Source organism: Micromonospora sp. CA-269861 (assembly GCF_050948505.1).
GTDB lineage: Bacteria > Actinomycetota > Actinomycetes > Mycobacteriales > Micromonosporaceae > Micromonospora.
On the sequence record NZ_CP192014.1, the window covers coordinates 3945351 to 3968742 of the forward strand.

The following is a 23392-nucleotide window of genomic DNA, read 5'->3' on the forward strand; positions in this document are numbered from 1 at the left end:
GACGACCTACTTGCCGAAGCCGGCGAAGGCCGCCCGGATCACGCCGTCCGGGTAGACCTGCAGGCCCTGGATCTGCTTACTAACGGCGGTCAGGTTGCGCTGCCGGTAGAGGTAGATCAGGGCGTCGTCCTGCTGGAGCAGCGTGACCGCCTGCCCGTACAGCTTCCTGCGCTCCTCGACGTCACCGGCCTGCCGGGCCTGGGTCAGCAGGGTGTCGAGTTGTGGGTTGCTGTAGCCGGCGACGTTCTGGCTGGCGCCGGTGCCGACGAAGTTGGTGATGTTGGCATCCGGGTCGATCCGTCCGCTCCAGCCCAGTTGGAGCAGCTCGAAGTTGCCGCGGTCCTGCTCGTCGAGGAGCGACGAGTACTCCACCGGGTTGATCTTCAGGTCGAATCCGCCGTCCTTGACCATGGACTGCAACGCCTGCGCGAGGCGCAGCGTGTCGGGGGTGTTCGAGGCGAGCATCGTCACCGCGTACGGCGTCTGCACGCCGGCCTCGGTCAGCAACTGCTTGGCCTTGGCCGGGTCGTGCGCCGGGCAGTTCTGCGCTTCGGGGGACGAGAACGTGCTCGCCGGCGAGATCGGAGAGCAGGCCACTGCGTGCTCACCGTTGAAGACCGCGTCGACCAGGGCCTTGCGGTCGATGGCGTGCTCGAAGGCCTGCCGCACCTTGGCGTTCTGCGCGAGGGGACGGTTGATGGGCTTGGGGGCGGTGCCGACGCCGTCGACGTTGCCGATGTTGATGGTCAGGCCCTGGTAGCCGAGGGACTGCGACTGGAGGACGGAGACCGCCGCGTCCTGTCGGAGCGAGGCGACGTCCTGGGTGGAGACGGAGTCGGCCACCTGCGCGTCACCGGAGCGCAGGTTGGCGGCGCGGATGCTCGCGTCGGTGAGGATCCGCCACGAGATGGCATCCAGGTGCACCTTGCTCGCGTCGTAGTAGTTCGGGTCCCGCACGACCTCGATCGAGTTCTGCGGCACCCGCTTCGCGAACTTGAAGGGGCCGACGCAGACCGGCGCCGAGGCGAAGTCGTCACCCTTGGTCCGCAGCGCCTGCGCGCTCATGATCATGCCGGCCCGGTCGGCGAGGGCGCCGAGCAGCGGCGCGAACGGCTGCTTCAGCCGCAGGACGACGGTCTGCGCGTCCGGGGTGTCGACGCCGTCGATGGGACCGAGTTCGCTCTTGCGCGCCGACCGGGCGTTGGTGAGGTGGCGTTGCAGGGTGGCCTTCACCGCGGCCGAGTCGAACGCCGTCCCGTCCGCGAAGCGCACGCCGGGTCGCAGCGGAATGGTCACCGTCCGGCCGTCGCCGCTCGTGGTGGGCAGGGCCGTCGCGAGCTGCGGTACGACCTGCGCCTGCTCGTTGACGTCGTAGAGCTTCTGGCACATGGCCTGGAAGACGTAGCGGGAGTAGAGGCTTCTCGACAGCGTCGGGTCCAGCGCGTCGGGCTCGGCGGAGAGGGCGATGACCAGCTTGCCGCCCTGCTTCACGGCGGCGGGGTCCGCGGGCGTACCGAAGGAATCCTGGCCGGCCGACTGGTCGCCGCCGGACGGGCCGCCGCCTTCGTTGTTCGACACCGGTGAGCAGGCGACGACCGTACAGACGACAGCGGCAGCCGCGACGGCGACGCGGAGCACACGGCGGCGGGGCAGGCTCGTTTCCCGGACGGAGAGGTTCGTCATGGAGAGCTCCTCAAGTGGGCGATTCGGGGAGCGTATGTTGTATACGATGACCGCCGCAAGACCTCCGTGAATGGCTCGCCACGCATCCCGGGTGCCCTCGACGGGTCCAGCCGGCGGTCAGCTCGCGGGCCGGGTCCGGCCGCCCCGCACCAGGCTGAGCAGGACGACCAGGGCGAGCACCGCCACCACCGCACTGAAGATCTCGCCGGCAGGGCGCAGACCGATCGTCTGGATCAGCAGACCGACCCCGACCGCTGGCACACCGAGCATGGCGAAAAGGATGGCGAAGTAGGTCGACACCGCCTCGGCCCGGTGCTGCGGTTCGGTCTTCGTCGTGATCGTCGCGACGCCGTCGCCGACCGCCACCCCGGACGCCACCCCGATGAGCGCCGCGCTGATGACCAGCGTCGCCAGCAACGCCATCCACATGCTGAACGCGAGCAGGCCCGCCCCGACGACCAGGCCGACGCAGGCGCTGGCCAACGCGGCGCGCGAGGACAGGACGCGGGTCAGCAGCTGACCGAACGCCGCGCCGGTGAACGCCACGAAGACCACCAACGCCGCCAGGGTGTGTGAGGTCTCGTGCAGGACCATGCCGAGAAACAACCCGCTCACCGACGTGAGCACCCCGAGAGCGGCGAAACCCGCACCAGCGGTGATCGCCGAGCGGACGAAGGCGCCGCGGATGGTCGCCGGCACGTGCAACCGCTGCACCCGCAGGGTCACCGGCGAACGGCCCCGGACCGTCTCCGGCACCCCGCGCAGTGCGATGATCGCGATCACCGCCAGGATCAGCACGATGGCCCAGGGCAGCCGGAGCGGTTCGGGCGCCACGTCCGACACGATCCCGGACAGCAGGGTGCCGGTGGCGAGGCCGCCCAGGTTCGCGAAGATCGACACAGTGGCGGCACGCTTGGGGTGCCGAGGGCTGATCAACTCCGCCAGCGCCGCCGTCGCCGCACCGATGATCAGCGCGGCCGACAGACCCGCGAGGATCCGCCCCACGATGATCATCGCCAGGTCCACGGCGAGCAGGAACACGGCGTCGGCGGCGACGGAGAGCAGCAGCGCGATGAGGATCACCGGGCGTCGCCCGATCTGGTCGGAGAGCCGACCGAAGACCAGCAGCCCGACGACGACTCCCAGCGCGTACAACGCGTAGACCACCGTCACGGTCAACGACGAGAAGCCGAACTCCATCTCGTAGAGCGGATAGAGCGGGGTCGGCACGGTGGTGCCCACGAGCGTGATCCAGAAGGCGAACGCGACACGTACCGCGCCGGAGGTGGACCACGTCGTCGCGCCCTCGGCGCGGCTGGCGTCGGACATGATCAGTCCCTCCGGGCTCGGCCCCTGTTACGGGCCGTCGCCACCGCACCCTTCTCATCGCGGCACCTGGCCCGCGTACAGCATGGGCTGAGGCACCACGGCGATGTGCGGTAACCGCGCTAAAGGCCCTCGCCTGAGGCGACGGGGCGGCCGGGTCGGACGGCCGTTTCCAGGCCGGGATGAACTCCCGGCGGGCTCCCGATATCGCCGGCGATTCGTTGCAGGGCGGCGATGAGCGCGACACGCTCGCCCGCGTCAAGCGCGGCGAGGATCTCGTCCTCGTGCTGGTCGGCGACCTCGCGCGCGCGAGGGAGTAGCTGTCGCGCGGCGCCGGTCAGGTGAATGGCATGCGCTCGGCGGTCGCCTGGGTGCCGTCGGCGTTCCACCAGGCCCCGCCGTTCGAGGTCGTCGAGCAGGCCGACCATGACTTTGCGGTGGATGCCCAGCGCGTCGGCGAGCTGCTGCTGGGAACGCCCCTCGCCACGCTCCACGTGCATGAGCAGTCCGAAGTGGTTCGGTGCGATGTCCAGCGGCGCGAGCCGCGCGGCGAACGTCTGCGCGACGTGGAACCCGAGTTGCGACAGCAGGAAGTTGGCCCGGTCGGCAAGCGGCCGGTCCGGACGTGGCGAAGAGTCGTCAGACACCTCGGTATTGTACGCCGACGACATTGTCCGCTACGGTAACAATCACCGCGACGCCGTATCGCTGCGTCCGTCGATACCGGAGGATGCATGATGTCCTATCCGCTGCCCCGCTTCGCCGAACCGGAACCGTACGGATTTCTCTATCTGGGCTTCCAGGCTGCACCCGCGCAACGGCTGCCCGTGTACACCTACACCTCACGCCGGCGCAGCGCGGCGGCGCGGCTCGTGCAGGCCGTTCCCGCACTCGTACACCGCCCTGACGTTGTGTCCGTCAGGGTCTTCCGGGCGGTGCTCATTCCGCCGCTGCCGGGCGTACCCCGCTACGACCTCGCGATGCTCATCAGGACCGTGAGCGTGGGCCACCTGGAGACCGTACGTACCTGCGACGAGGTCTCAGCCCTCGACGGCGAGCAGATCCTCGCCGGTGTCAACGTGGCGCGGATCGGCGACACCGACGCTCGAACCGACGGCACTTTCCTGTTCAACCATTTCACCGCGACCCCAGGCACTGACGCCGAAGCCGTTTGGCGTTCCCTCACCGGCTGGTACACCGCCAAGACCGGAGTCGACAACTCCACAGCGCTGCGCCCCACCGGACCATCGTCGTTCGCGCTCATCAACTACGCGCGAATACCCGCCGGGGCGATCCGATTCCTGTCCGGGCAACTCACGCGGCCGAGCTTCCACCGCTTCGTGCGAGCCACGCTCGACACCCACGGGATACACGCCCTACCTGCCTTTCACCGTTCGATCCACGCGTCGGCATAGGCCCCCGATCGAAGGGAACCTCCATGCGCTTCCACAGGCTTGCCGGCATCGCCGGCATCGGCTTCGTCATCATCCTGATCGCGGCCAACCTGCTTCTGACCGCAGCGGGCTTCCCGACCCCCTCCGAAGCCACATCCGCCGACGGGATCACCACTGTCTTCGCCGCCGAATCCGGGGCACTGCGCCTGGCCTCGGCGCTCCTGCCGACAGCCTGGTTGCTGGCCACGATCTTCGCCGTCGGGGTGGGCGTCTGCCTTCAACGCGACCAACGGTCCCGGACGGACCCGTGGTCCCTTGTCGGTCTCGCCGGCGTGCTCATGCAGTCGGTGGTGTTCACCGCCGTCGAGGCAACCCGGCTCGCGCTGATGTCCACCGCCCAGCAGGGCGGCGGCAGCGTTACCGGCCTCTGGGGCTTGTACAACGCCCTGTTCGGCTTCAACCAGGTGTTCCTGGCGACCGCACTCGTCGGGTTGTCGATGTTCGGCATCCGTACCGGTGCCATAGCCCGATGGCATGCCGGCATCGGTCTCCTCGCCGCAACGCTGTTGTTCATCACCGCGACGACGAGTCCGTACGGCATCGACGGTGTCAACCCGCTCGCCCTGCTCGGCCTCGTCGGCTGGCTGCTCTGGCTGGCGTGGATCGTGGCGTACAGCCTCATCCTGATCCGAAAGGGGTCCGATGAGCCCGGTCGCGGTGGGAAGCGGCACGGGATGCCGCTTCCCACCGCGAACGTCTAGCTGCTGGCCGAGTTGTACGCCTGCGCGGTCACCGTGACCTGGCGGGCGAGGCCCGGGCGCGCCGGCCAGGAGACCCGCACCTCGCGGCTCTCCCCCGGCAGGAGCCAGAAGTAGTTGTCGTCGTAGCGGGCCGGCAGGACCCGCTCACCGCGCTGGTCGCGCGCGGCGAGCCGCACCAACGCGGCGACCGTACGGCCCTGGTTGCGGACCGTCGTGGTGACGGTGTTGCGCCCGTCCACGACGCGTACGGTGCTCGACGAGGTCGACAGCCGGGTGCTCGGGACGTCGTTGAGCGCCCGCAACTGCTCGGCCTTGTCGTAACGCCAGTAGGTGTTCTCGGCCAGCAGCCGGTCGCGGCTGTCCCGTAGCTCCAGCCGCACCAGGTGCAGCCCGCCGCCGTCCGGCAGGGCGAGCGGGAAGACCGCCGTCGTGGCCGAGCGGGCCACGTCCACCCGCTGACGCTGGGGCGAACCCAACGACCGGCCACTCAGGTCGTACCGTCGGGCGCTCACTGTGACACCGCTCAACGGCGCGGCGGTGTGGTTGACCACCCGGACCTGCCAGGTGCCCGGGTCGGCCTGGACGTGCACCGGCTCGCACCCCTTACGGGCCCCGTAGTAGGCGCCGTTGACGTCGAGGTCGTAGTCGTAGGTCTGCCAGACCGTGCTGTGCCACGCCGGGTGCGACATCCACAGCAGCAGACCGGTGGCGTCCTGCCACAGGTTGGCGTTCCACGCCTCGAACATGGCGCGGTGGCTCTCGTAGTTGACGAACTGCGCCCGGGTGGCGAACTCGTCGAGCGAGTCGGACTCACCGAGCCGCGCGTCGATCGCCGCCTGGTACGTGCCGACGCGCTGGTTACCGATGGTCGACCAGTCGTGGTAGTTCCACACCTCACCGATCGGCCACTCCGGCGCGTCACCGACGAGGTTGCGCATGCTCTCGACCACCGACACCACGGGCATGCCGATCTCGGTGTGGAAACCGAACGCTCCCGTGTCGTACGTGTTCTTGTTGTTGTACGTCGCCGGCTCCACCCAGTGGTACGGGCCGTGGCCGCTGACGATGCCGCCGGCCGAGTTGGGGATGTAGAGGATCTCCGGGTGCTCGGTGGCGGCGGCCTGCTTGAGCCCGGCGTCCACGATCGGCGGCGGGTCACCCTCGTTCGCGCCGCACCACACCACGATGCTCGGGTGGTGGCGGAACCGCCGGATCGTGTCGGCGGCGATGTCGACGTAGCCGGGCGGGTTGGGCAGGAACGCGCCCGCCTGCCAGAAGTCGTTCCACACCAGGATGCCCTGCTCGTCGCAGGCCTGGTACAGCTCCTCGCGGTTGCTGCTGCCCAGCCAGTTGCGGATCATCGTGAAGTTCATGTCCCGGTGCATCTCGACCGTGTCGGCCAGCCGGTCGGGCAGCACCCGACGCAGCAACTCGTCCCAGCCCCAGTTGCCGCCGCGGGCGAACACCGGCACACCGTTCACGCTGATCTTGAGTTGGGTGACGGCGTTGCTCACCGACTTGACGTCGGTCCACCGCTGCCCGTCCTGCGAGACCTGGATGACGAAGTCACGGGCGTACGCCTGCTCCCAGACGATGGTGACCTGGTCGAAGCTGACCGGAGCGCCGAGGTCGACCTGGATCCACTGGTTGTCCTCGAACTTCGACGACCAGCGGGTCCGGGGGTTGCCGTCGACGGCCCGGTCCGGGCCGTTCGAGTCGCTGTCGGACGACGACGCGGTGGCGGTCCTGCGCAGGGCCAGGTCGACGTCCGGCTCGGCCTGTCGCTGCACCGAGAGCGCCCACATGGACACGCCCCACGAGGTCACCCGCGCACCGGTCTGGATCCGCAGGTGCTGTGCGGTCTGGCTGGCGAACGTCTCGACCTGCGTGGCGCGGCTGCCCAGCGGGGTGTCGTTGCTGACCGACGTCACGTCACTCCAGGCGTCCCCGTCGGCGGAGACCTGGACGCGGTAGTCCAGCGCGTACGCCTGCTCCCACACGATGGTGACCCGGTCGAAGTCGACAGCCGCACCGAGGTCGACCTGGATCCACTGGTTGTCCTCGGCCTGCGACGCCCAGCGGGTGGCCACGTCGCCGTCGACGGCCCTGCCGGGCCCGTTGCTGTCGTTCTCCGAGGACGACGCGGTCGCGTCGTGGCGCAGGGCGAGATCCGGGCCGGAGCCGTCGGCCACCGACAGCGAGAACATCGAGATGCCCCAACCGGTGGCACGCTGACCGGCCTGGATGCGCACGTGCCGGGCGTGCTGCCGGGCGAACGTGACGGTCTGGGTCGCCGCGCCGTCGACGAACTCCAGCGCCGGCTTGCCGGGCGGCGAGATGACGATCGGCTGGTGCCAGTCGTAGGCGAACTCGCGGACGCCGAAGCGGAGCGCACGCCTGTCGCTGACCGAGCGCTCGGCGGTGGCGGTGAGCGTGAGGTCGTACAGGTGGGGGTCTCCGTAGCCGTTGGGCCACCACAGCCGTGGGTTGCGCAGACGCAGCGCGCGGAAGCGCTCCGGCGCGAAGGTGACGGTGGTGCTTTCGCCGGCGGGCACTGTCACTGTGGACTCGACGCGTACCTTGTCGAACTCCGCGCGGACGGTGACCGTGGTGGCGCGGCTCGCCGCGTTGCGGACCGGCACCCGGATGGTGACCTCGGCGGTGCCGGTGTCGGGCAGGTCGGGCAGCGTGGTCTGCACGTGCGGGTCGCCGATGACCACGGCGCCGGTGCTGCGCAGGCGGACGTGGTCCCAGAGGCCGGTGACGCGGTCGCGGACGGCGGGCATCCAGTCCCACCCGGACACCGCCAGGTAGGTCGGTGCGTCAAGGTAGTGGTGGGCCGACTGGAGGAAGGTACGACCATCGGTGCCCTTGTCGCCGGGGGTGCCCGGGTGCGGCATCGGGGTAACCCGGACGGCCAGGACGTGCTCGCCACGGTGACCGGCCAGCGCCTCGGTGATGTCGAAGGCCGCCCGCGCGAACGGGTGCTTGACGCTGCCGACCTGCACGCCGTTGACCCAGGCGGTCGCCTCGTGGTTGATCCCGTCGAACTCCAGCCAGATCCGTCGGCCGGCCGAGGTGTCCAGGTCGCGCGGCAGCCGCAGCGCGCGCCGGTACCACCACGTGTGCCGGGACAGCGCCTCCGGGATGCGCATGTTGTTGAAGCCGGCCACCGGGTCGGGCAGGTGGCCCTGCTCGACCAGGGTGCCCAGCACGGTGCCGGGCACCGTCGCCGGCAGCCAGGACCGGACGTCGACACCGGCGCGGGATAGTTCGGCGCCGTCGGCGGTGCCGGCGAAGTCGTCCATCGTCAACGACCAGCCCGACTCCAGTGGCACCGTGCCGTCGGCGGCAACCCGCAGCTCGGGGGCCGGCCCGGTGTTGCCGCCCTCCCAACTGGTCCAGCCCTCGGCCTTCGGCCGGCCGGCCAGCGGCACGCCGTAGACCTGGAAGCCGTTGAGGCCCACCGGGTTGCTGTTCGAGCGCTTCGTGACGGTCATCCGGATCCACCGGGCGGTCACCGGCTCGGGCAGTTTGATGGCCTGCACGCCGCCCTGGCCCTCACTGGTCTCGTACACCGACCGCCAGGCACGGCCGTCGGTGGAGACCTCGATCCGGTACGCCGTCGCGGCGCTGGAGAGAATCTCGTCACCGTCGGTGTCGGTGTAGTTGCCGTCGAACGGCCCGTCGGTGAGCGTGGCCTCGAAGACCAGGGAGACGGCCTCGACCCGGCACAGCGCCTGGAGGTCCACCGAGATCCACTGTGGATCGCCGTTGGCGGCGCGCCACCCACTCCCCCGGACGCCGACCTGCGGCAGGCCGTCCACGGCAAAGGTGGCGGGCGTCGGCGCGTAGTCGGTCGAGGAGACCGTCACCGGGCGGTACCGGGCGAGGTCGGTGGTCGCCGGGGTGGCGGTCGGCGCCGGCACGGCGGCGGACGCGAGGGCGTCCGGCAGGGCCGCGGTCACCCCGACCGACGCCAGCAGCGTCGCGCCGGCGGAGAGGAAGGTACGCCGCGAAATCGGCGATGGCTCGGACATCTTGCCTCCAGACATGACAACGTTGTCAGATGGCGGGGGTCAGTGACAACGTTGTCAGATGGTGGCCCGATGTTTCCCGGGAGTCAAGGGCTCACGTCCATCGTGATTCCACGAACACGTTCCGCGTCTGTTCCACCTCGGACATCGACGGGCTGATGCGGGGATGCAGGGTTCCGGGCGGGGCGAAGCTGGGGCGCGTGGGAACTCCGGGCTCCGGGGCTCCGGGGCTCCGGGCTCCGGGGCTCCGGGCTCCGGGGCTCCGGGCTCCGGGGCTCCGCGGCTCCGCGGCTGTATGGGTTGGCTCGCTGCCTTTGGAGCTGATGTCGCAAACGATTCAGACCCGCTGCATGCCGCCTCGGGCGGTCCGCCCGAAGCCCCACACGCCCGAAGCCCCACACGCCCGCAGCCCCACACGCCCGAAGCCCCACACGCCCGCAGCCCCACACGCCCGCAGCCCCACACGCCCGCAGCCTCACACGCCCGAAGCCCGCAACTCGGAGACCACGACGCCGCAGCGCGCGACCTGGTCGGTGATGTCGCAAACGATTCAGCTCCAAAGGCGCCGACCAATACCTCCCCACCCCGCGCCGCGCGGACGCGGATCGGACCGGGGGTCACACGGCGGCAGACCCGGTGATCAGCACCGCGACTGCGCGAAGGTGAGCGGGCCGTCCACCCGTACCCGTGATCGTGACGGCACCGTCGACGGCCGCGCGGCTGGACGGTCAGCTCGCCGGGCCGGCCTCGCGGCGCCCGGGATCGCGTGGGTGGTACTCGGGGCGGAGCTTCGCGCTCGCGAACGCCGCCTTCACCGCTGCCGAGAGCGCGGTGATGTCGTACGCGCCGTGGTGTCGCCGGCCGTTGATGAAGAAGGTCGGGGTGCCGGTGACGCCGCTGAGGTCGGCGGAGTCGACGTCCTCGGCGATCCGGTCCACGCCCATCCGCTTCACCATGTGCTCCCGGAACCCGTCCAGGTCCAGGCCGAGCTGTTCGGCGTAACCGAGCACGTCGGCGGGGTTGAGAGCGTCCTGGTGGGCGAGCAGCAGGTCATGCATCTCCCAGAACGCGCCCTGCTCGCTCGCCGCCTCGGCGGCCTCGGCGGCAAGTTGGGCGTGCGGGTGGACATCGGTCAGCGGCAGGTGCCGCCAGACGTACCGGATGTTGGCGAAGTCGGCCAACAACTCCCGGACCGCCGGCTCGGCCTGCCCGCAGTAGGGGCACTCGAAGTCGCCGTACTCCACCACCGTCACCGGCGCCTCGGCCGGACCGCGCATGTGGTCGCGTTCCGGGTCGACCGGCAGCATCAGGTCGACGATGCCCTCGGTGACGCCCAGCAGCGCCCGCGCACGCCGGGCCGGCGAGAGTCGCCCGACAGAGCGGAACAGCAGCCAGGTGACGAGGGACGCGCCGAGCGTCGCCACGATGATGCCGAACTTCGCCTCGTCCAGGGCGGGGCCGTCCAGCGCGTGAGTGGCGATGAGGAGCGCGACGGTGAACCCGATACCGGAGACCGTGCCGACCCCCGCGACGGCAACCCAGCCGACGGGTGGCCGGAACCGGTTGCCGCTGAGCCGGGTCACCAGCCACGCGGTGGCCAGGATCCCGACCGGCTTACCGACGACGTACGCGACCACGACACCGAGCGTGACCGGGGAGGTCACGGCTCTGGCCAGCAGGTCGCCGTCGATCACGATGCCGACATTGGCCAGCGCGAACAGTGGCACCACCACATAGCTCGCCCACGGGTGGTAGAGCGTCTGCAACCGCTCGTTCGGCGACAGCGCCGAGGTGAGCCCGGCCCGGGCCATCCGGGCGAGCTGCGGGGTGGGCTGTTCCCGGAAGAGACGGAACTGGTCGCTGGCCCGCTGCAGGTCGCCGCGGCCGGGAGCGTAGGCGTAGGTCAGCAACCCCATCACGAGGCCCACCGCGACCGGATCGACGCCGGACATCGAGACGGCCAGCCAGGCCGCCACCCCCAGCAGCGCGTAGACCGGCCCGAACCGCACCCCGCAGCCCCGGACGAGCAGAACAACGCCGAAGATCGCCGCCGCGACGATCAGCGCCGTCAGCGAGGGGTGATGCGGGTACGCGATGGCCAGCACCGCGATCGCCACCACATCGTCGACGACGGAGACGGTCAGCAGGAAACCCCGCAACCGTTCCGAGAAGCGCGGCCCGAAGACGGCCAGCGCGCCGAGCGCGAGCGCCGTGTCGGTGGCCATCACGGCACCCCAACCCGCCGCGGTGGTGTGCCCGGCGTTGATGGCGAGGTAGATCGCGATCGGCACGAGCATGCCGCCGACCCCGGCGAGCATCGGCAACGCCAGGCGACGGCGCTCCCGCAACTCGCCGATGTCGAACTCGCGGCGCAACTCCAGCCCCGCGACCAGGAAGAAGAACGTCATGAGGCCGCTGTTGACCCAGGTACGCACGTCATGCGACACGTGCCAGTCGCCGAGTTGGACCGAGAAGGAGGTGCTCCAGACCGACTCGTACGACGAAGCGCTGAGGTTCGCCCAGACGAGCGCCGCCACCGCGGCGATCAGCACCACCCGCGCGCCGCCGGTCTCGGTACGCAGGAACGAGCGCAACGGGGCGTTCAACCGCCGGTCCCAGACGGTCCGGCTGGTCCAGCCCCGATGCGTGTTGTCGCTCGTCACGGGGACAATCTTCGTCGACCTGACCGTCACGTGGTTCGGATTGCTACTCCTCCTCGGTGAAGACGGCCGCGCGGCGCTGGCGAATCGTCGGGAGGACTGCGACGACGAGCGCGACGACGGCAAGGACCAGGAGCGCTGCCGAGATCGGTCGGGTCAGGAAGACCGACGGGTCGCCGCGGGAGATGATGAGCGCGCGGCGCAGGTTCTCCTCCAGCAGCGGGCCGAGGACGAAGCCGAGCAGCAGGGGCGCCGGCTCGCACCCGCACTTGATCAGGATGTAGCCCAGGATCCCGAAGAACGCGATGGCGTAGACGTCGTACGCGTTGGAGTTCAGTGAGTAGGTGCCGATCGCGGCGAACAGGATGATCATCGGGAAGAGCACCTGGTAGGGGATGCGCAGCATCCGCACCCAGAGGCCGATCAGCGGCAGGTTCAGCAGCAGCAGGAGCACGTTGCCGATCCACATCGACGCGATCAGGCCCCAGAACAGCGCCGGCTCGTCGTTGATGACGTTCGGGCCCGGGGTGATGCCGTGGACGATGAACGCGCCGATCATCAGTGCCATGACCGGGTGGGCGGGCAGACCCAGGGTGAGCAGCGGGATGAACGATGTCTGCGCGGCCGCGTTGTTCGCCGACTCGGGGCCGGCGACACCCTCGATCGCGCCCCGCCCGAACTCCTGCGGTCGCTTCGAGATCCGCTTCTCGACGGCGTACGAGGTGAACGAGGCCAGCACGTGGCCGCCGCCGGGCAGGACACCGAGCGCCGCGCCGAGACCGGTGCCCCGCAGGATCGGGGCGACGATCCGACGCCGGTCCTCGCGGGTCGGCCAGAGGTTGGTCACCCGGCTGACGATCGCCGTGCGGGTCTGCTCGTTCTCCAGGTTGCGCAGGATCTCGGCCACCCCGAACAGGCCCACGGCGACCGACACGAAGTCGATGCCCCCGTACAGCTCGCGCTGTTCGAACACGAAGCGGGGCGTTCCGGTGTAGATGTCCTGGCCGACCGTGCCGAGCAGCACGCCGAGCGCGATCATCGCCAGTGCCTTGAGCGCGGTGCCCCGCGCCAACGCGATCGACACGATCAGGCCGAACAGCACGAGCGAGAAGTAGTCGGCCGGGCCGAACTTCAACGCGCCGCTGGCCAGCGGCGGGGCCGCGGCGGCCAGTACCACTGTCGCGACCGTGCCCGCGACGAAGGACCCGATCGCCGCGGCCGCCAGGGCCGGGCCGGCCCGGCCCTGGCGGGCCATCTCGTGCCCGTCCAGCGCAGTGACCGCCGCGGACGACTCACCGGGCAGGTTGATCAGGATGGCGGTCGTCGAGCCGCCGTACTGTGCCCCGTAGTAGATGCCGGCCAGCATGATCAGCGCCGTGACCGGCTCGAAGCTGAACGTGATCGGCAGCAGCATCGCCACCGTCGCCGTGGGGCCGATGCCGGGCAGTACGCCGACCGCGGTCCCGAGCAGCACTCCCACGAAGCAGTAGAGGACGTTCTGGACCAGGAGGGCCGTCGAGAAGCCCAGCGCGAGGTTGTCGAGGAGTTCCATGCCTCAATCCGGATGCCGCGTCAGAACCCGAGCCACGGGCCCCACAGCGGGATCCGCAGCTGAAGTCCGACGACGAAGATGAGCGTGCTGGCAACGGTCAGGCCGGCGGCGACGGCCACCGCCGTGAGCAGCCGTACGCGGTTGCTGGCCAGTGTGGTGAGCAGTGCGGTCACCGCCGTCGTCGGCACGAACCCGAGGCGCCGGATGGTGAACCCGAAGAACAGGACCGCGAGCACGATGACGGCTACCGCCCGCCACGGGATCGGCCCGAACGAGATCACCTCGCCGGCGATGAGCCCCTTGCCGACGATCGCCAGACCCAGGGCGACCACGGCCGCGCCGACCAGCAACGGGAAGGCGCCCGGGCCCATCCGCGTGGGGGTGCCCAGCTCGTAGCCGAGCGCCCCCACCACGAACGCGCCACCGATCAGGACGAAGATTGCCCCGGCGAGGACGTCCGGGAACGACCGACGGCGCTCCACCTCAGGAGACCTTGACCCCGGAGTCGGCGATGATCTTCGCCCATGTGCCGAGCTGCTCGTCGAGCTTCGCCCGGTGCGCCTCCGGGGTGGCGTCCTGGGCCGGGACCGGAGCGGTGCCGAGCTTGGCCATCTGGTCGATGACCTTCTGGTCGGCCAGCGCCACCTTCAGCGCCTCGGACAGCTTCTGAACGATCTCGGAGGGCGTGTCGGCCGGGACGTAGAGGCCGTGCCACACGCTGACCTTCAGCTGCGGCAGCCCGGCCTCGGTGGTGGTCGGCAGGTCGGGGAGACTCTTCACCCGCTCGGGCGTGGTGACCGCGTACGCCTTCACCTTCCCCGCGGCGATCTGCCCGCTGGTGTTGGTCGTCTGGTCGCACATGAAGTCGACCTGGCCGCCGACGAGGTCGGTCAGCGCGGGCCCGGTGCCCTGGTACGGGACCTCCTGGAGCTTCACACCGGTGGTGCTCTGGAACAGCAGACCGCACAGGTGAGAGGCGGCGCCGATGCCGGCGTTGGCAAGCGTGACCTTGTTGGCGTTCGCCTTCACGTGGGTCACGAGGTCCTGGAGGGTCGCGGGCGGGAAGTCCTTACGGGCGACGATCGTCATCGGCACCTCGGTGACCAGCCCGACCGTCTCGAAGTCCTCCAGCGGCTTGTAGCCCAGGCTCTTGTACAGGGCGGGCGCCGTCGACATGCCGATGTGGTGCATGAGCACCGTGTAGCCGTCCGGCTTGGCCCGCGCGACGTCGCCGGCGCCGACCGTGCCGCCGGCACCCTCGACATTCTGGACGACGATCTTGCCACCGAGCTTCGCGGCCATCGGCTCCGCGATCATCCGGGTGACCGTGTCCGTCGGGCCGCCCGCGCTGAACGGCACGACGATCGTGATGTTGTCGTCCGGGTAATTCGCGGCGTCCCCTCCGCCGGTGGCACCCCCGTTACCGGAACAGGCGGCGACGAGCGAGACGACACCGATCGCGGCGATCATCCGCGCGGTGGCCCGGTACCTGCTGGTCGTTCGCATACGGCGACCTCCCCATCAACGCATGGACATTCCTCGGCGTGTCAGTGGCCCCCAGTCTCGGCTGGTCGGGACCCGGATGGTGTCAGAAAAATCCCAAGAACCACGGGCCGGCACGAGCGCCGATCCGGCCCGTACAATCCGCCGGTATGCGGATAACGGTCATCGAGGATGACGACCGCGTGGCGCGGGGTCTGGTGACCGTCCTGACCCAGGCGGGCTTCGAGGTCCACCGCGTCGCCACCGCCGCGGAGGCCGTGCGCGCCGCGCCGTCCGACGTGGTCCTCGTCGACCTGGGTCTCCCCGACGGCGACGGGCTCGACGTGATCCGCAGGCTGCGCGACCACCCGCAGACCGCCGTCATCGCGGTGACCGCGCGATCCGAGGAGCACGAACGGGTCCGTGGCCTGCGCGCCGGCGCCGACGACTACATCGTCAAACCGTTCGGCGTACCGGAGTTGCTCGCCCGGATCGACGCCGTCCTACGGCGCACCCGGGCCGCCCGTGCCCCCGGCCAGACGGACGAGCCGCTCGTCCTCGGCCCGATGCGGATCGGCGTCGGCACCCGCGAGGTCACCGTCGACGGAACCCTGGTGCCGTTGACCCGCAAGGAGTTCGAACTGCTCCTGCTCCTGGCCCGGCGGGCGCCCAACGTGGTCAGTCGCGACGTCATCCTCGACCAGATCTGGGGCGCGACCTGGGAGTCGTCCAGCCGCACCCTGGACACCCACATCGCGGCGCTCCGGCACAAGCTGGGGCCGGATGTGGTCATCCGGACGGTCCACGGCGTCGGCTATCGGCTGCTGGCCGACCAGCCGGAGCTGATCGGCTGACGCGCCGTGCACCGCCGGCTGCTCGTGGTCCTGGTCCCTCTCGCGGTGCTGCTCGTCGCGGCGCTCGGGGTGCCGCTCAGCGTGACAGTGGCCGAACGGGAGATGCAGGAGACGTACGTCAACCGGCTCAACGACGTCGGCCGGTTCGCCTCACTGGCCGAGACCGCGCTGGCGACCGGCCGCACCGAGGCGTTACAGCAGGAGCTGACGCGGTACCACGAGCTCTACGGCATCCCGGTCGCGCTGATCGACACGTCGGGCGCGGTGCTGCTCGGACCAACCGACGCGTACGAGGAGGCGGCGCGCGCCGAGGCGGCGTTGCCCCGGATCGTGACCGCGGCGCTCGCCGGTGCGCGGTCCGAACCGTCCTGGGAGTGGGCGCCGTGGGACGACTCCGCACTCGTCGTGGCGGAGCCGGTCGGCCGGGACAGTGAGGTCGTCGGCGCCGTCGTGACGATCTCCGACCTGTCCAGGACGCGCGAGCTGATCCTCGTACGCTGGGCCCGGCTGGCCGGGCTCGGGCTGCTGCCGTTGCTCGCGCTGACGGCCGTCGCCTGGCCGGTGTCGGCGTGGGTGCTACGGCCGGTGCGGAAACTGGACGCCGCGACCTCGCGGATCTCCGCGGGCGACCTGACCATCCGCGCCGACGCCGAGGCCGGCCCCATCGAGCTGCGGCGGCTGGCGCAGTCGTTCAACACCATGATGGACGCCGTCGAGAACGCCGCGCAGCGACAGCGCGCCTTCGTCTCCGACGCATCACACCAGTTGCGCAACCCGTTGACCAGCCTCCGGCTCGCCGTGGAGAGCCTCGCACCACACCTGCGGGCCGAGGGCGACGGGCAGCAGGTGTACGACGTCGCCGTCGACGAGCTCAAGGCCATGCAGCGGATGCTGAACTCGCTCCAGGCCAGCGCGCGGATGGAGAGCATGCGGACGGCGTCACCGGTCGACCTCGACGAGGTGCTGGCGACCCGGGTCGACAGGTGGCGGGCGCTGACGGCCACGGCCGGGCAGACCCTGACTGTCCACGTACCCCCGGGTTTGCGGTTGCTGGAGCCGCCGGGCGGCCTGGGAAGCATCCTCGACGAGCTGATCAGCAACGCGCTGCGGCTGTCCGACGCGCAGGTCGTGGAGGTGGTTGCCCAGATTGCTCCCGCTGCTGCGGTGGTCACCGTCGCCGTCCGGGACGACGGCCAGGGCATCGACGTGTCCGAGCGGGCCCAGGCGTTGCAACGGTTCTGGCGCTCACCGCGGCACCAGAACGTGTCCGGGACCGGCCTGGGCCTGGCAATCTGCGCCGACCTGGTCGGGGCGGCCGGGGGTGAGCTGCGGCTGGAGGAGGGCCTGCCGCGTCCGGACGGGTCCGGGCACGGGCTCGCCGCGGTGGTGGTGTTGCCTGTCGTTCCTCAGGCGGCGTCGCCGGCCGCTCCCGCCTCGGTCTGACGTGGTTTCGGGTCAGCGCTTGCGGTCGCGGAACCAGGCCGCCGCGCCCGGATGGAGCGGGACCGACGCGGTGGAGATTCCGGTACGCACGTTGATCTGCCACGCCTCCGGAAGGGCTTCGGCGCCGTCGCGGCCAGCGGAGGTGAGCGCGCCGGTGTGCCGGAAGACCGTGTCGGTGATGGCGTAGACCAGATCGTCAGGCAGGTCGTCGCGCGCGAGCAGCACGTTCGGTACGGCGACGGTGCGGGTGGCCGGGACGCCGGCGTACGCAGCAGCGTGGATCATGGCCGGGGCGTAGGGACCCGGGTACGCGGCGAAGAGCCCGGCGGCCTGCGCGTCCAGCGGGATCAGCCGGATCGGGTGCCGCTGCGCCAACTCGGTGATGGCAGGTGTGGGGACGCCGGTCAGGGAGAACATCGCGTCGATCGTGCCGTCGCGCAGCGCCGCCGCCGACTCGGCCTGGCTGAGGTTCCGCCCGTCGGCGCGCACCGGGCCGAGCTGCAGCACCCGCCGCGACGTGAACTCGGTGCCAGAGTCGTGCGCGCCGAGCGACACGCGCTTGCCCGCAAGGTCCCGAAACTCGTCGATCGCCGAACCGGCCATGACCACAAGGTGCAGATGGCTGTCGTAGAGCCGGCAGATCGCCGAGAGCCCTCCGGGGGCGCTGCCGTCGCTGGTGATCAGCGCATCCAGGCTGGTCAACCCCAGGTGCACCTCGCCGGCCCGCAGCATCCGGATGTTGTCGGTGGACGCCCCGCTCGGCACAGTCGTCACCGTCGCACCCGGCACCTGCTCGGAGATGTGCTCGGCCAGCGCACCACCGATCCGCCGGTAAACCGCCCCCGCCGGCCCGGTAGCCAGTCGCAGGTGAACCTCACCCGCCTCAGCCCGCCGCGAACAACCAAGTAGCAGCCCGCTGCCGGCCAGCAACACCGCCCGCCGACTGAACCGTGTCATGCCGAGATGATACGGACGCCCCGCCCCTCGCCCGGCCCCGCCGCACTGCGCCGATCTTGCAGTTTTGGTCGCCGGTACGCGGAAGTCTGCGTTATTTGTCGCGACAGAAAGTGCAAGATCGCGGGGAGGTGGAGGAACGCAGCCCTCGCGTTCCCCACTACCGACTCGTGACGTGACGACAGATTGGGGGTCGGGCCTGGTTCAGACATGAACCGCGCTACCGAACGTGATGGACGCGCCAGCTGAGCTCTGCCTCACCAATGGCGTGCAGGCACGACACGGATGCTGCACCGAAACCAAGGATCGCAGCGCTCAGCCCGCGGGGGTGGTCCGCTGGGCGCCGGGCGGCCACACGATGCTGGTCGGGATGTCGCGCTGCCGCGCCCAGCTCACGGTCCGGTCGGGCGCCGCCGCGTGACAGCCGGGTTCCCCGTCCCAGACGGCCACCAACCGGTGCACCCGGCGCAGCAGCTCTCGGTTGGCGGCCACGTACGCCGCCGTGCCGGACTGCTCAAACCCGGTGTGGACGACCTCGACCGCCCGGCCGAGCAGGTCGTCGAAGGCCGCGCGGTTGGCCGGGTGGATTATTCGCTCCCGATAGTCGGGCGCCGGCAGCACCACCTCGTACGCGCCGCCGCTGGCCAGCACCGCCCGCGCGAATGCCTGGTCGGCGCCGGCGGCCAGGCAGGTGACACCCCGCACCGGCTCCCCGCTGATCCGGCGAAGCTCGGTACGCAGAGCGTCGTACACGAGCCGTTCGGTGGCGGGGGTCAGGTTGATGTGCCCGGTGACTCCCACCCGGACCGGTCGATGGTCCAGCGTCATCCACCGATCCTCTCGCCTGACGCATCACCTGGCGCTCGCGGGGCCTCACCGGGGCCGCCTGCCTGCCGGGGCGGCGACGGCGTTTCGGCGGGATCAGCGGGATCAGCGGGATCGACGGGATCAGCGGGATCAGCGGGATCAGCGGCCAGCCGGATCATCTCGAAGCCGGCGTCGGACAACACCTCCGGCAGCGCCCGGATCTCGTTCCGGTTCATCTCCTGCACGTCCGGCGTCAGCTCGTCCCACGGCCGCAGCGTGGGGTGCCGGCGGCGGGCGTCGTCGCGCGGCTCGCCGTACAGCCAGCCCTCCCCCCGTCGTTCCCGGCACCACCGCTCGTGCTCCAACCGGGCCAGCTCGTCGATCCGGTCGTCGATGGCCCGGCTGGCGCCCGGGTCCGCCGTACCGGCCGTGGGGCCGTGGCGGGGCGCCACCACACAGCCGAGGCTCAACAGCTTCGCCGCGATGTCCTGCACGTGGGCGCGGTTGGCGCGGCGCAGCGACTCGGGAAGCCGGGACCACTCCACCATGGCCGGGGACGCGCCCAGGCGCACCCCGGCAGTCAGCCGCGACTGGAGATACTTTTCGTGGATCTGCCGGGCCAGCCGTTCGGTGAGGTCCTCGGCGATCAACTGGGCGTCGCAGGCCCGGGTCAGCACCGGGTAGAGCTGAAGCCGCCCGTGCACCTCGTCGAGCAGGTCGTGCCGCCGGTCGCCGTGGAACGCGGCAGCGAGGGCCGCCTGCCGGTACACGGGTACGAACACGATGCTCTCCGCCCGTTGCCAGAGGGCGGGCGTGTCCAACGCCAACTGGAGCCCGGTGCGCTCGTCCTCCGCGCAGACGTAGAGCCGGTCGTAGCCGTGGCGCAGCATTCCCGACTCGACCAGACCGTCCAGGTCCAGGTCGTACGCCCGCACCTGGCACGCGTGGGGCAGGAAGGGGTGCCGGGCGCTCGCCAGTTCGAGTTCGGCGGCGGCGTCCGGGGCAACCAGGTCGACGTGCAGCGGCGGCAGGGGCCGACCGGCCGGCGCCTCGGTCTGGCGCAGTTGCCAGTGCCGCGCGCTGGCCACGAGCGCGGCGCGACGGAAGCTGCCCCGACCGGCGATGAGGATCCGCACCGGTCGTCGAGTCGTGGCGGGCAGGGGGTGGTGCCGGTGCAGGGCCCGGGCCGCGACGTCGTCGACGTGGAAGTAGTCCAGTCGCAGCCGGCTCGAACCGGCGGCCCCCAGCCGGCGGGCCTGCAACGACAGGCACATCTCCGGGTCGTGGACCTGCACGTAGACCCGGGCTGGCTGCCGCCGGTCCTGGATCAGCCGGCTTGCCGCGTTGGCGATGTCGTGGTTGCGGTCGTCGTCATCGGTGCAGGCGTACACGGTGCGGGCGCGCGGCAGGCCGGCGCCGCGCAGCACCTCGGGACTCGTCGGGTCCCCGGTGACGCCTAGGTAGCGGCGCCGACGGTACTCGAGTGGCCCGAACGGCTCGGCGCGGACGACGACGACGCGCTCACCCTCGCTGAACAGCCGGTCGGCGAGCATCTGGGCGAACTGGGAGTCTCCGCAGACCACGGAGTGCCCCCGCGCCCGGCGCGCACGCAGCCGCCGGATCTCGGCGGCCAGCAGCAGTCGGCTGGCCTCCACCACCGCGAGCAGGGTGAACAGCGGGGCCGCGAACCGGGCGACCTGCAACTGCCACGGGTACGGGCCGGGATCCTGCAAGGGCTCCGCGCCCAGCACGAAGAGCTGGATGTCGTAGTAGACGACGTCGTACACGTCGTATCCTGCGCCCGGCTCGGCCCGCAGCAGCCGGTCGAAGCCGACGTAGCCAAGCACCAGCGCGACCAGGCCGATCACCGCGAAGACCATCCGCAGTGCCCTCCCGGCCGGGCGGTACGCGCCGGGAACCGGACCCGTCATCGACCAACTCCCTCGTCTACGGGACCGTCGTCGCACCAGTGTCGCCGGACGGACGGCCCGATGCCCTCCGTCCACGCGCGCGACATGCGGACCGACCCGCGATCTGGCCGGAGCAGTCCACCGCAACAGCGTATTCGACGCAGTCGATCCGACCGGACCATCGGCACCCCGGCTGATCGGCTCTTTTTGCAGGTGAGCGCCGCAGCCCGCAGCCGCGTACCGGTCCCCCCGGGTGGCCTCCGCGGGCTACGATTGCAAGACGGGCCGGAGGGGGCGCACGAGCGGGTCGGCCTCCGGTCCCCCGACACCTGGCGCCCAGGCCGGACCTACCGGAGGATCACGGAGATGGACGCAACCGGAGGTCCACCGGCAGTAGGCCCGGTCAATCCTTTCTCGCCGACGGCCGTGGCCAGGGTGACCGAGCAGGGCGTCGGCGCGAACACTGTGGTCACCGCCGCCGTCCGCGATGCGACCGACCAACTCGACGACTACCTGCGCACCGGTGTCGGCGCCGTGGTCGCCCTCGTCGGTGACTACGGCACCGGCAAGACCCATCTCGCGGTCGAGCTGCTGGCCCACGCCCGCAGCGTCACCGGAGCGGCGGGGCAGGCGATCTACCTGGACGCGCCGGGTGACACCTTCCTGTCACTGCACCGGCGGTTCCTGTCCCGGCTGTCCCGCGACGAGGTGCGCGAGCTGCTCACCGCGTACCTGCCCGACCCCACGGGCACCACCCGCCCCGTTGACGGTCTCGTCGGACGGCTGCGTGCGAGCCTCGCGGACGTCACCACCAATCCGGCCTTCGGCACCGCTCTGGCGATGTTGCTCGACCCGAGCACCGAGGCGGTCGCCTGGGACTGGCTGTCGGGTCACCCACCGGGCCCCGCGCTGCTCGCCGCCGGTGTGACTCCCAGTGCGGACGTCGAGGCCACCGCCGTCGAGGCGATGGGCGTGCTGGCGCTGCTGCACAGCCGACGGCACGACCGTTTCGTGCTGGTCCTCGACGAGTTGGACAAGATCCTCACTGCGGGCGGGCGACCCGACCCGGAGACGATGGCCCGCCTGCAACGGCTGCTCGGGGTGTTCACCTCCGCCGGAGCCTTCCTGGTGATCGCCGGGCTACCCGACATGCTGCATCTCCTGAGCACCGACGTGCGGCAGCGGATCGGGCCGATCGTGCGGATGTCGGCGCTGACCGGCGAGGACGTCCGCACGTTCATCCGGCAGACGCAGCTGCGTGCGTCCGGCACGGCCCAACTCGCGCCGTTCACCGTGGAGACCACCGAATACCTGGCCAATCTCGCCGACGGGGTGCCCCGGCGGGTGATCCGGCTCTGCTACCACCTCTTCCAGCGCGCCGCCCAGGCCGGCACACCCGTCACCCACGTCATGGTCCGTGAGGTGGTCCGGGTCCAGTTCGACCTGGCCAACCGGCAGGACGTCGCCGCCGACGTACGGCGGGTGCTCACCCAGGACGGCTGGTCGTACCAGCGGGATCACCTGGTCGGGTCGATGCGCGACCTGCCGGTCGACTTCTGGATACCCGTGGAGGAGCGCAACGCCGGCTGCTGCGTGCTGCTCACGGAGTCGGTCCTCAAGGCCGAGGAGGTCGACGACCTCAACCGGCGGGTCGTCGCGATCCGGGCGGCGGTCGCGGACAGCGAGGTGATCCTCGTGGTTGTCGGTCACCTGCCCGCGGAGTTCGCCGCGGAACTCGCCGGCACGTTCAGCGTCGAGCCGATCGTCCACGACCCGCAGTCGTTCGCCGAGGACCTGTCGGGCAGCGTCAAGGCCCTGATGCGACGGCTGGAGCAGGCGATCGGGGCGGACGCGCTCACCTCGGTGCGCCAACGCGTCGAACGGATCCACCGCCAACAGAGCAACACCCAACGGTCCATCGAACACCTGTCGTACCAGCTCGACGAGATGCGGGGGGAGCTGCGTCAGGATCTCACCGGCCCGGCGGGGCGGCTGAGCGTCGTCCCGGAGCGGCATCCGGGGGCGACGCTGCCGCTGCCGGGGCGGGTGGCACGGGTGTTCGTCGAGGCCATCGCGGCACTGGATCAGATCGCCGGGTTCGAGCGCCGGTTACGCGACGCGTTCGCGCCGCACCGGGTCGCGACCGTCGGCGGCGCCGACGGCGGGCAGGCGCTACGGTCGCTGCTGCGTTCCCGGGACGTACAACGTGCGGTCGGCACGTCGGTGGTCCTCCGCCGCCTCATCGAGGCGTTCCGGGAGGGGGTCGAGCAGTGGTACGACGGCCACCGCGCGAATCCCCAACCGACGGACCTGGAGCGGTTGGACCTGCTCTGCGAGACATACGACGGGATCGCCGAGTATCTGCCGCTGTTCCAGTTGGACACGCTCAGTGGGTTGGCCGCCTCCGGCACGGGCGCCGAGGACGGGGGCGATCCGGTCGAACGGTCGCGTACCTGGTCACAGGCCCGATCGGTCTTCGACGGTTTGGGCGGTCGGGTCCGTCAGTTGTTGCTGGCTGGCTGAGCGCGT

At 70.8% G+C, this 23392-nt stretch carries 16 protein-coding genes; 5 read left to right on the plus strand and 11 right to left on the minus strand.

Translation table 11 applies throughout. The features are described 5' to 3' along the window. Positions 1-6: 6 nt before the first annotated feature. The 3 genes from ACQP0U_RS18250 to ACQP0U_RS18260 all read right to left on the minus strand — a co-directional run bounded on the left by ACQP0U_RS18250 (position 7) and on the right by ACQP0U_RS18260 (position 3680). Positions 7-1683, minus strand: a complete 1677-nt coding sequence (locus ACQP0U_RS18250) for an ABC transporter substrate-binding protein (RefSeq protein ID WP_433308582.1) — start codon at positions 1681-1683, stop codon at positions 7-9. Between the two features lie 117 nt (positions 1684-1800). Continuing rightward, positions 1801-3012, minus strand: a complete 1212-nt coding sequence (locus ACQP0U_RS18255; protein ID WP_433308584.1) for an MFS transporter — start codon at positions 3010-3012, stop codon at positions 1801-1803. A 119-nt stretch (positions 3013-3131) separates the two neighbouring features. Further along, positions 3132-3680 carry a MarR family winged helix-turn-helix transcriptional regulator gene (locus tag ACQP0U_RS18260; protein WP_433308586.1) on the minus strand — a complete coding sequence of 183 codons (549 nt, stop codon included), beginning with the start codon at positions 3678-3680 and terminating at the stop codon, positions 3132-3134. Between the two features lie 63 nt (positions 3681-3743). On the opposite strand from ACQP0U_RS18260, the gene ACQP0U_RS18265 reads away from it, so the two are divergent. Further along, positions 3744-4424, plus strand: coding sequence for a hypothetical protein (locus tag ACQP0U_RS18265; protein ID WP_433308588.1), 681 nt, complete (start codon positions 3744-3746; stop codon positions 4422-4424). A 23-nt stretch (positions 4425-4447) separates the two neighbouring features. Continuing rightward, positions 4448-5164 (plus strand): hypothetical protein, encoded by a 717-nt coding sequence (locus ACQP0U_RS18270; protein ID WP_433308590.1) that lies wholly within the window; start codon positions 4448-4450, stop codon positions 5162-5164. Here ACQP0U_RS18270 and ACQP0U_RS18275 read toward each other — a convergent pair. The 5 genes from ACQP0U_RS18275 to ACQP0U_RS18295 form a co-directional block, all read right to left on the minus strand. Beyond that, positions 5161-9204: a discoidin domain-containing protein gene (locus ACQP0U_RS18275; protein ID WP_433308592.1), complete on the minus strand. Its 4044-nt coding sequence runs from the start codon at positions 9202-9204 to the stop codon at positions 5161-5163. The genes ACQP0U_RS18270 and ACQP0U_RS18275 overlap by 4 nt on opposite strands. A 725-nt stretch (positions 9205-9929) precedes the next feature. Continuing rightward, entirely contained in the window at positions 9930-11864 is a 1935-nt protein-coding gene (locus tag ACQP0U_RS18280) for a Na+/H+ antiporter NhaA (RefSeq protein WP_433308594.1), read from the minus strand. A 43-nt stretch (positions 11865-11907) separates the two neighbouring features. Beyond that, a complete protein-coding gene (locus ACQP0U_RS18285; protein WP_433308596.1) occupies positions 11908-13413 on the minus strand; it encodes a tripartite tricarboxylate transporter permease in 1506 nt (501 codons plus the stop codon). Between the two features lie 20 nt (positions 13414-13433). Continuing rightward, the gene (locus tag ACQP0U_RS18290) at positions 13434-13895 is read right to left on the minus strand and encodes a tripartite tricarboxylate transporter TctB family protein (protein ID WP_433308598.1); all 462 of its coding nucleotides are present in this window, start codon (positions 13893-13895) and stop codon (positions 13434-13436) included. A gap of 1 nt (position 13896) precedes the next feature. Beyond that, positions 13897-14919 carry a tripartite tricarboxylate transporter substrate-binding protein gene (locus ACQP0U_RS18295; protein WP_433308600.1) on the minus strand — a complete coding sequence of 341 codons (1023 nt, stop codon included), beginning with the start codon at positions 14917-14919 and terminating at the stop codon, positions 13897-13899. A gap of 146 nt (positions 14920-15065) precedes the next feature. Here ACQP0U_RS18295 and ACQP0U_RS18300 point away from each other — a divergent pair, with 146 nt between their 5' ends. Next, on the plus strand, positions 15066-15749 hold the full coding sequence (locus ACQP0U_RS18300; protein WP_433308602.1) for a response regulator transcription factor: 684 nt from the start codon (positions 15066-15068) through the stop codon (positions 15747-15749). 6 nt (positions 15750-15755) lie between these two features. Continuing rightward, the gene (locus ACQP0U_RS18305) at positions 15756-17192 is read left to right on the plus strand and encodes an ATP-binding protein (RefSeq protein WP_433308604.1); all 1437 of its coding nucleotides are present in this window, start codon (positions 15756-15758) and stop codon (positions 17190-17192) included. 12 nt (positions 17193-17204) lie between these two features. Here ACQP0U_RS18305 and ACQP0U_RS18310 read toward each other — a convergent pair whose 3' ends face one another. From ACQP0U_RS18310 to ACQP0U_RS18320, 3 genes are all read right to left on the minus strand, one after another. Continuing rightward, on the minus strand, positions 17205-18149 hold the full coding sequence (locus ACQP0U_RS18310; protein ID WP_433308606.1) for a TAXI family TRAP transporter solute-binding subunit: 945 nt from the start codon (positions 18147-18149) through the stop codon (positions 17205-17207). A 312-nt stretch (positions 18150-18461) separates the two neighbouring features. Continuing rightward, entirely contained in the window at positions 18462-18974 is a 513-nt protein-coding gene (locus ACQP0U_RS18315) for a hypothetical protein (protein WP_433308608.1), read from the minus strand. Beyond that, positions 18971-20884, minus strand: a complete 1914-nt coding sequence (locus tag ACQP0U_RS18320) for a RyR domain-containing protein (protein ID WP_433308610.1) — start codon at positions 20882-20884, stop codon at positions 18971-18973. The genes ACQP0U_RS18315 and ACQP0U_RS18320 overlap by 4 nt, the downstream gene beginning before the upstream one ends. A gap of 345 nt (positions 20885-21229) precedes the next feature. Here ACQP0U_RS18320 and ACQP0U_RS18325 point away from each other — a divergent pair, with 345 nt between their 5' ends. Beyond that, positions 21230-23386 (plus strand): AAA family ATPase, encoded by a 2157-nt coding sequence (locus tag ACQP0U_RS18325; protein WP_433308612.1) that lies wholly within the window; start codon positions 21230-21232, stop codon positions 23384-23386. The last annotated feature ends 6 nt before the right edge of the window (positions 23387-23392 follow it).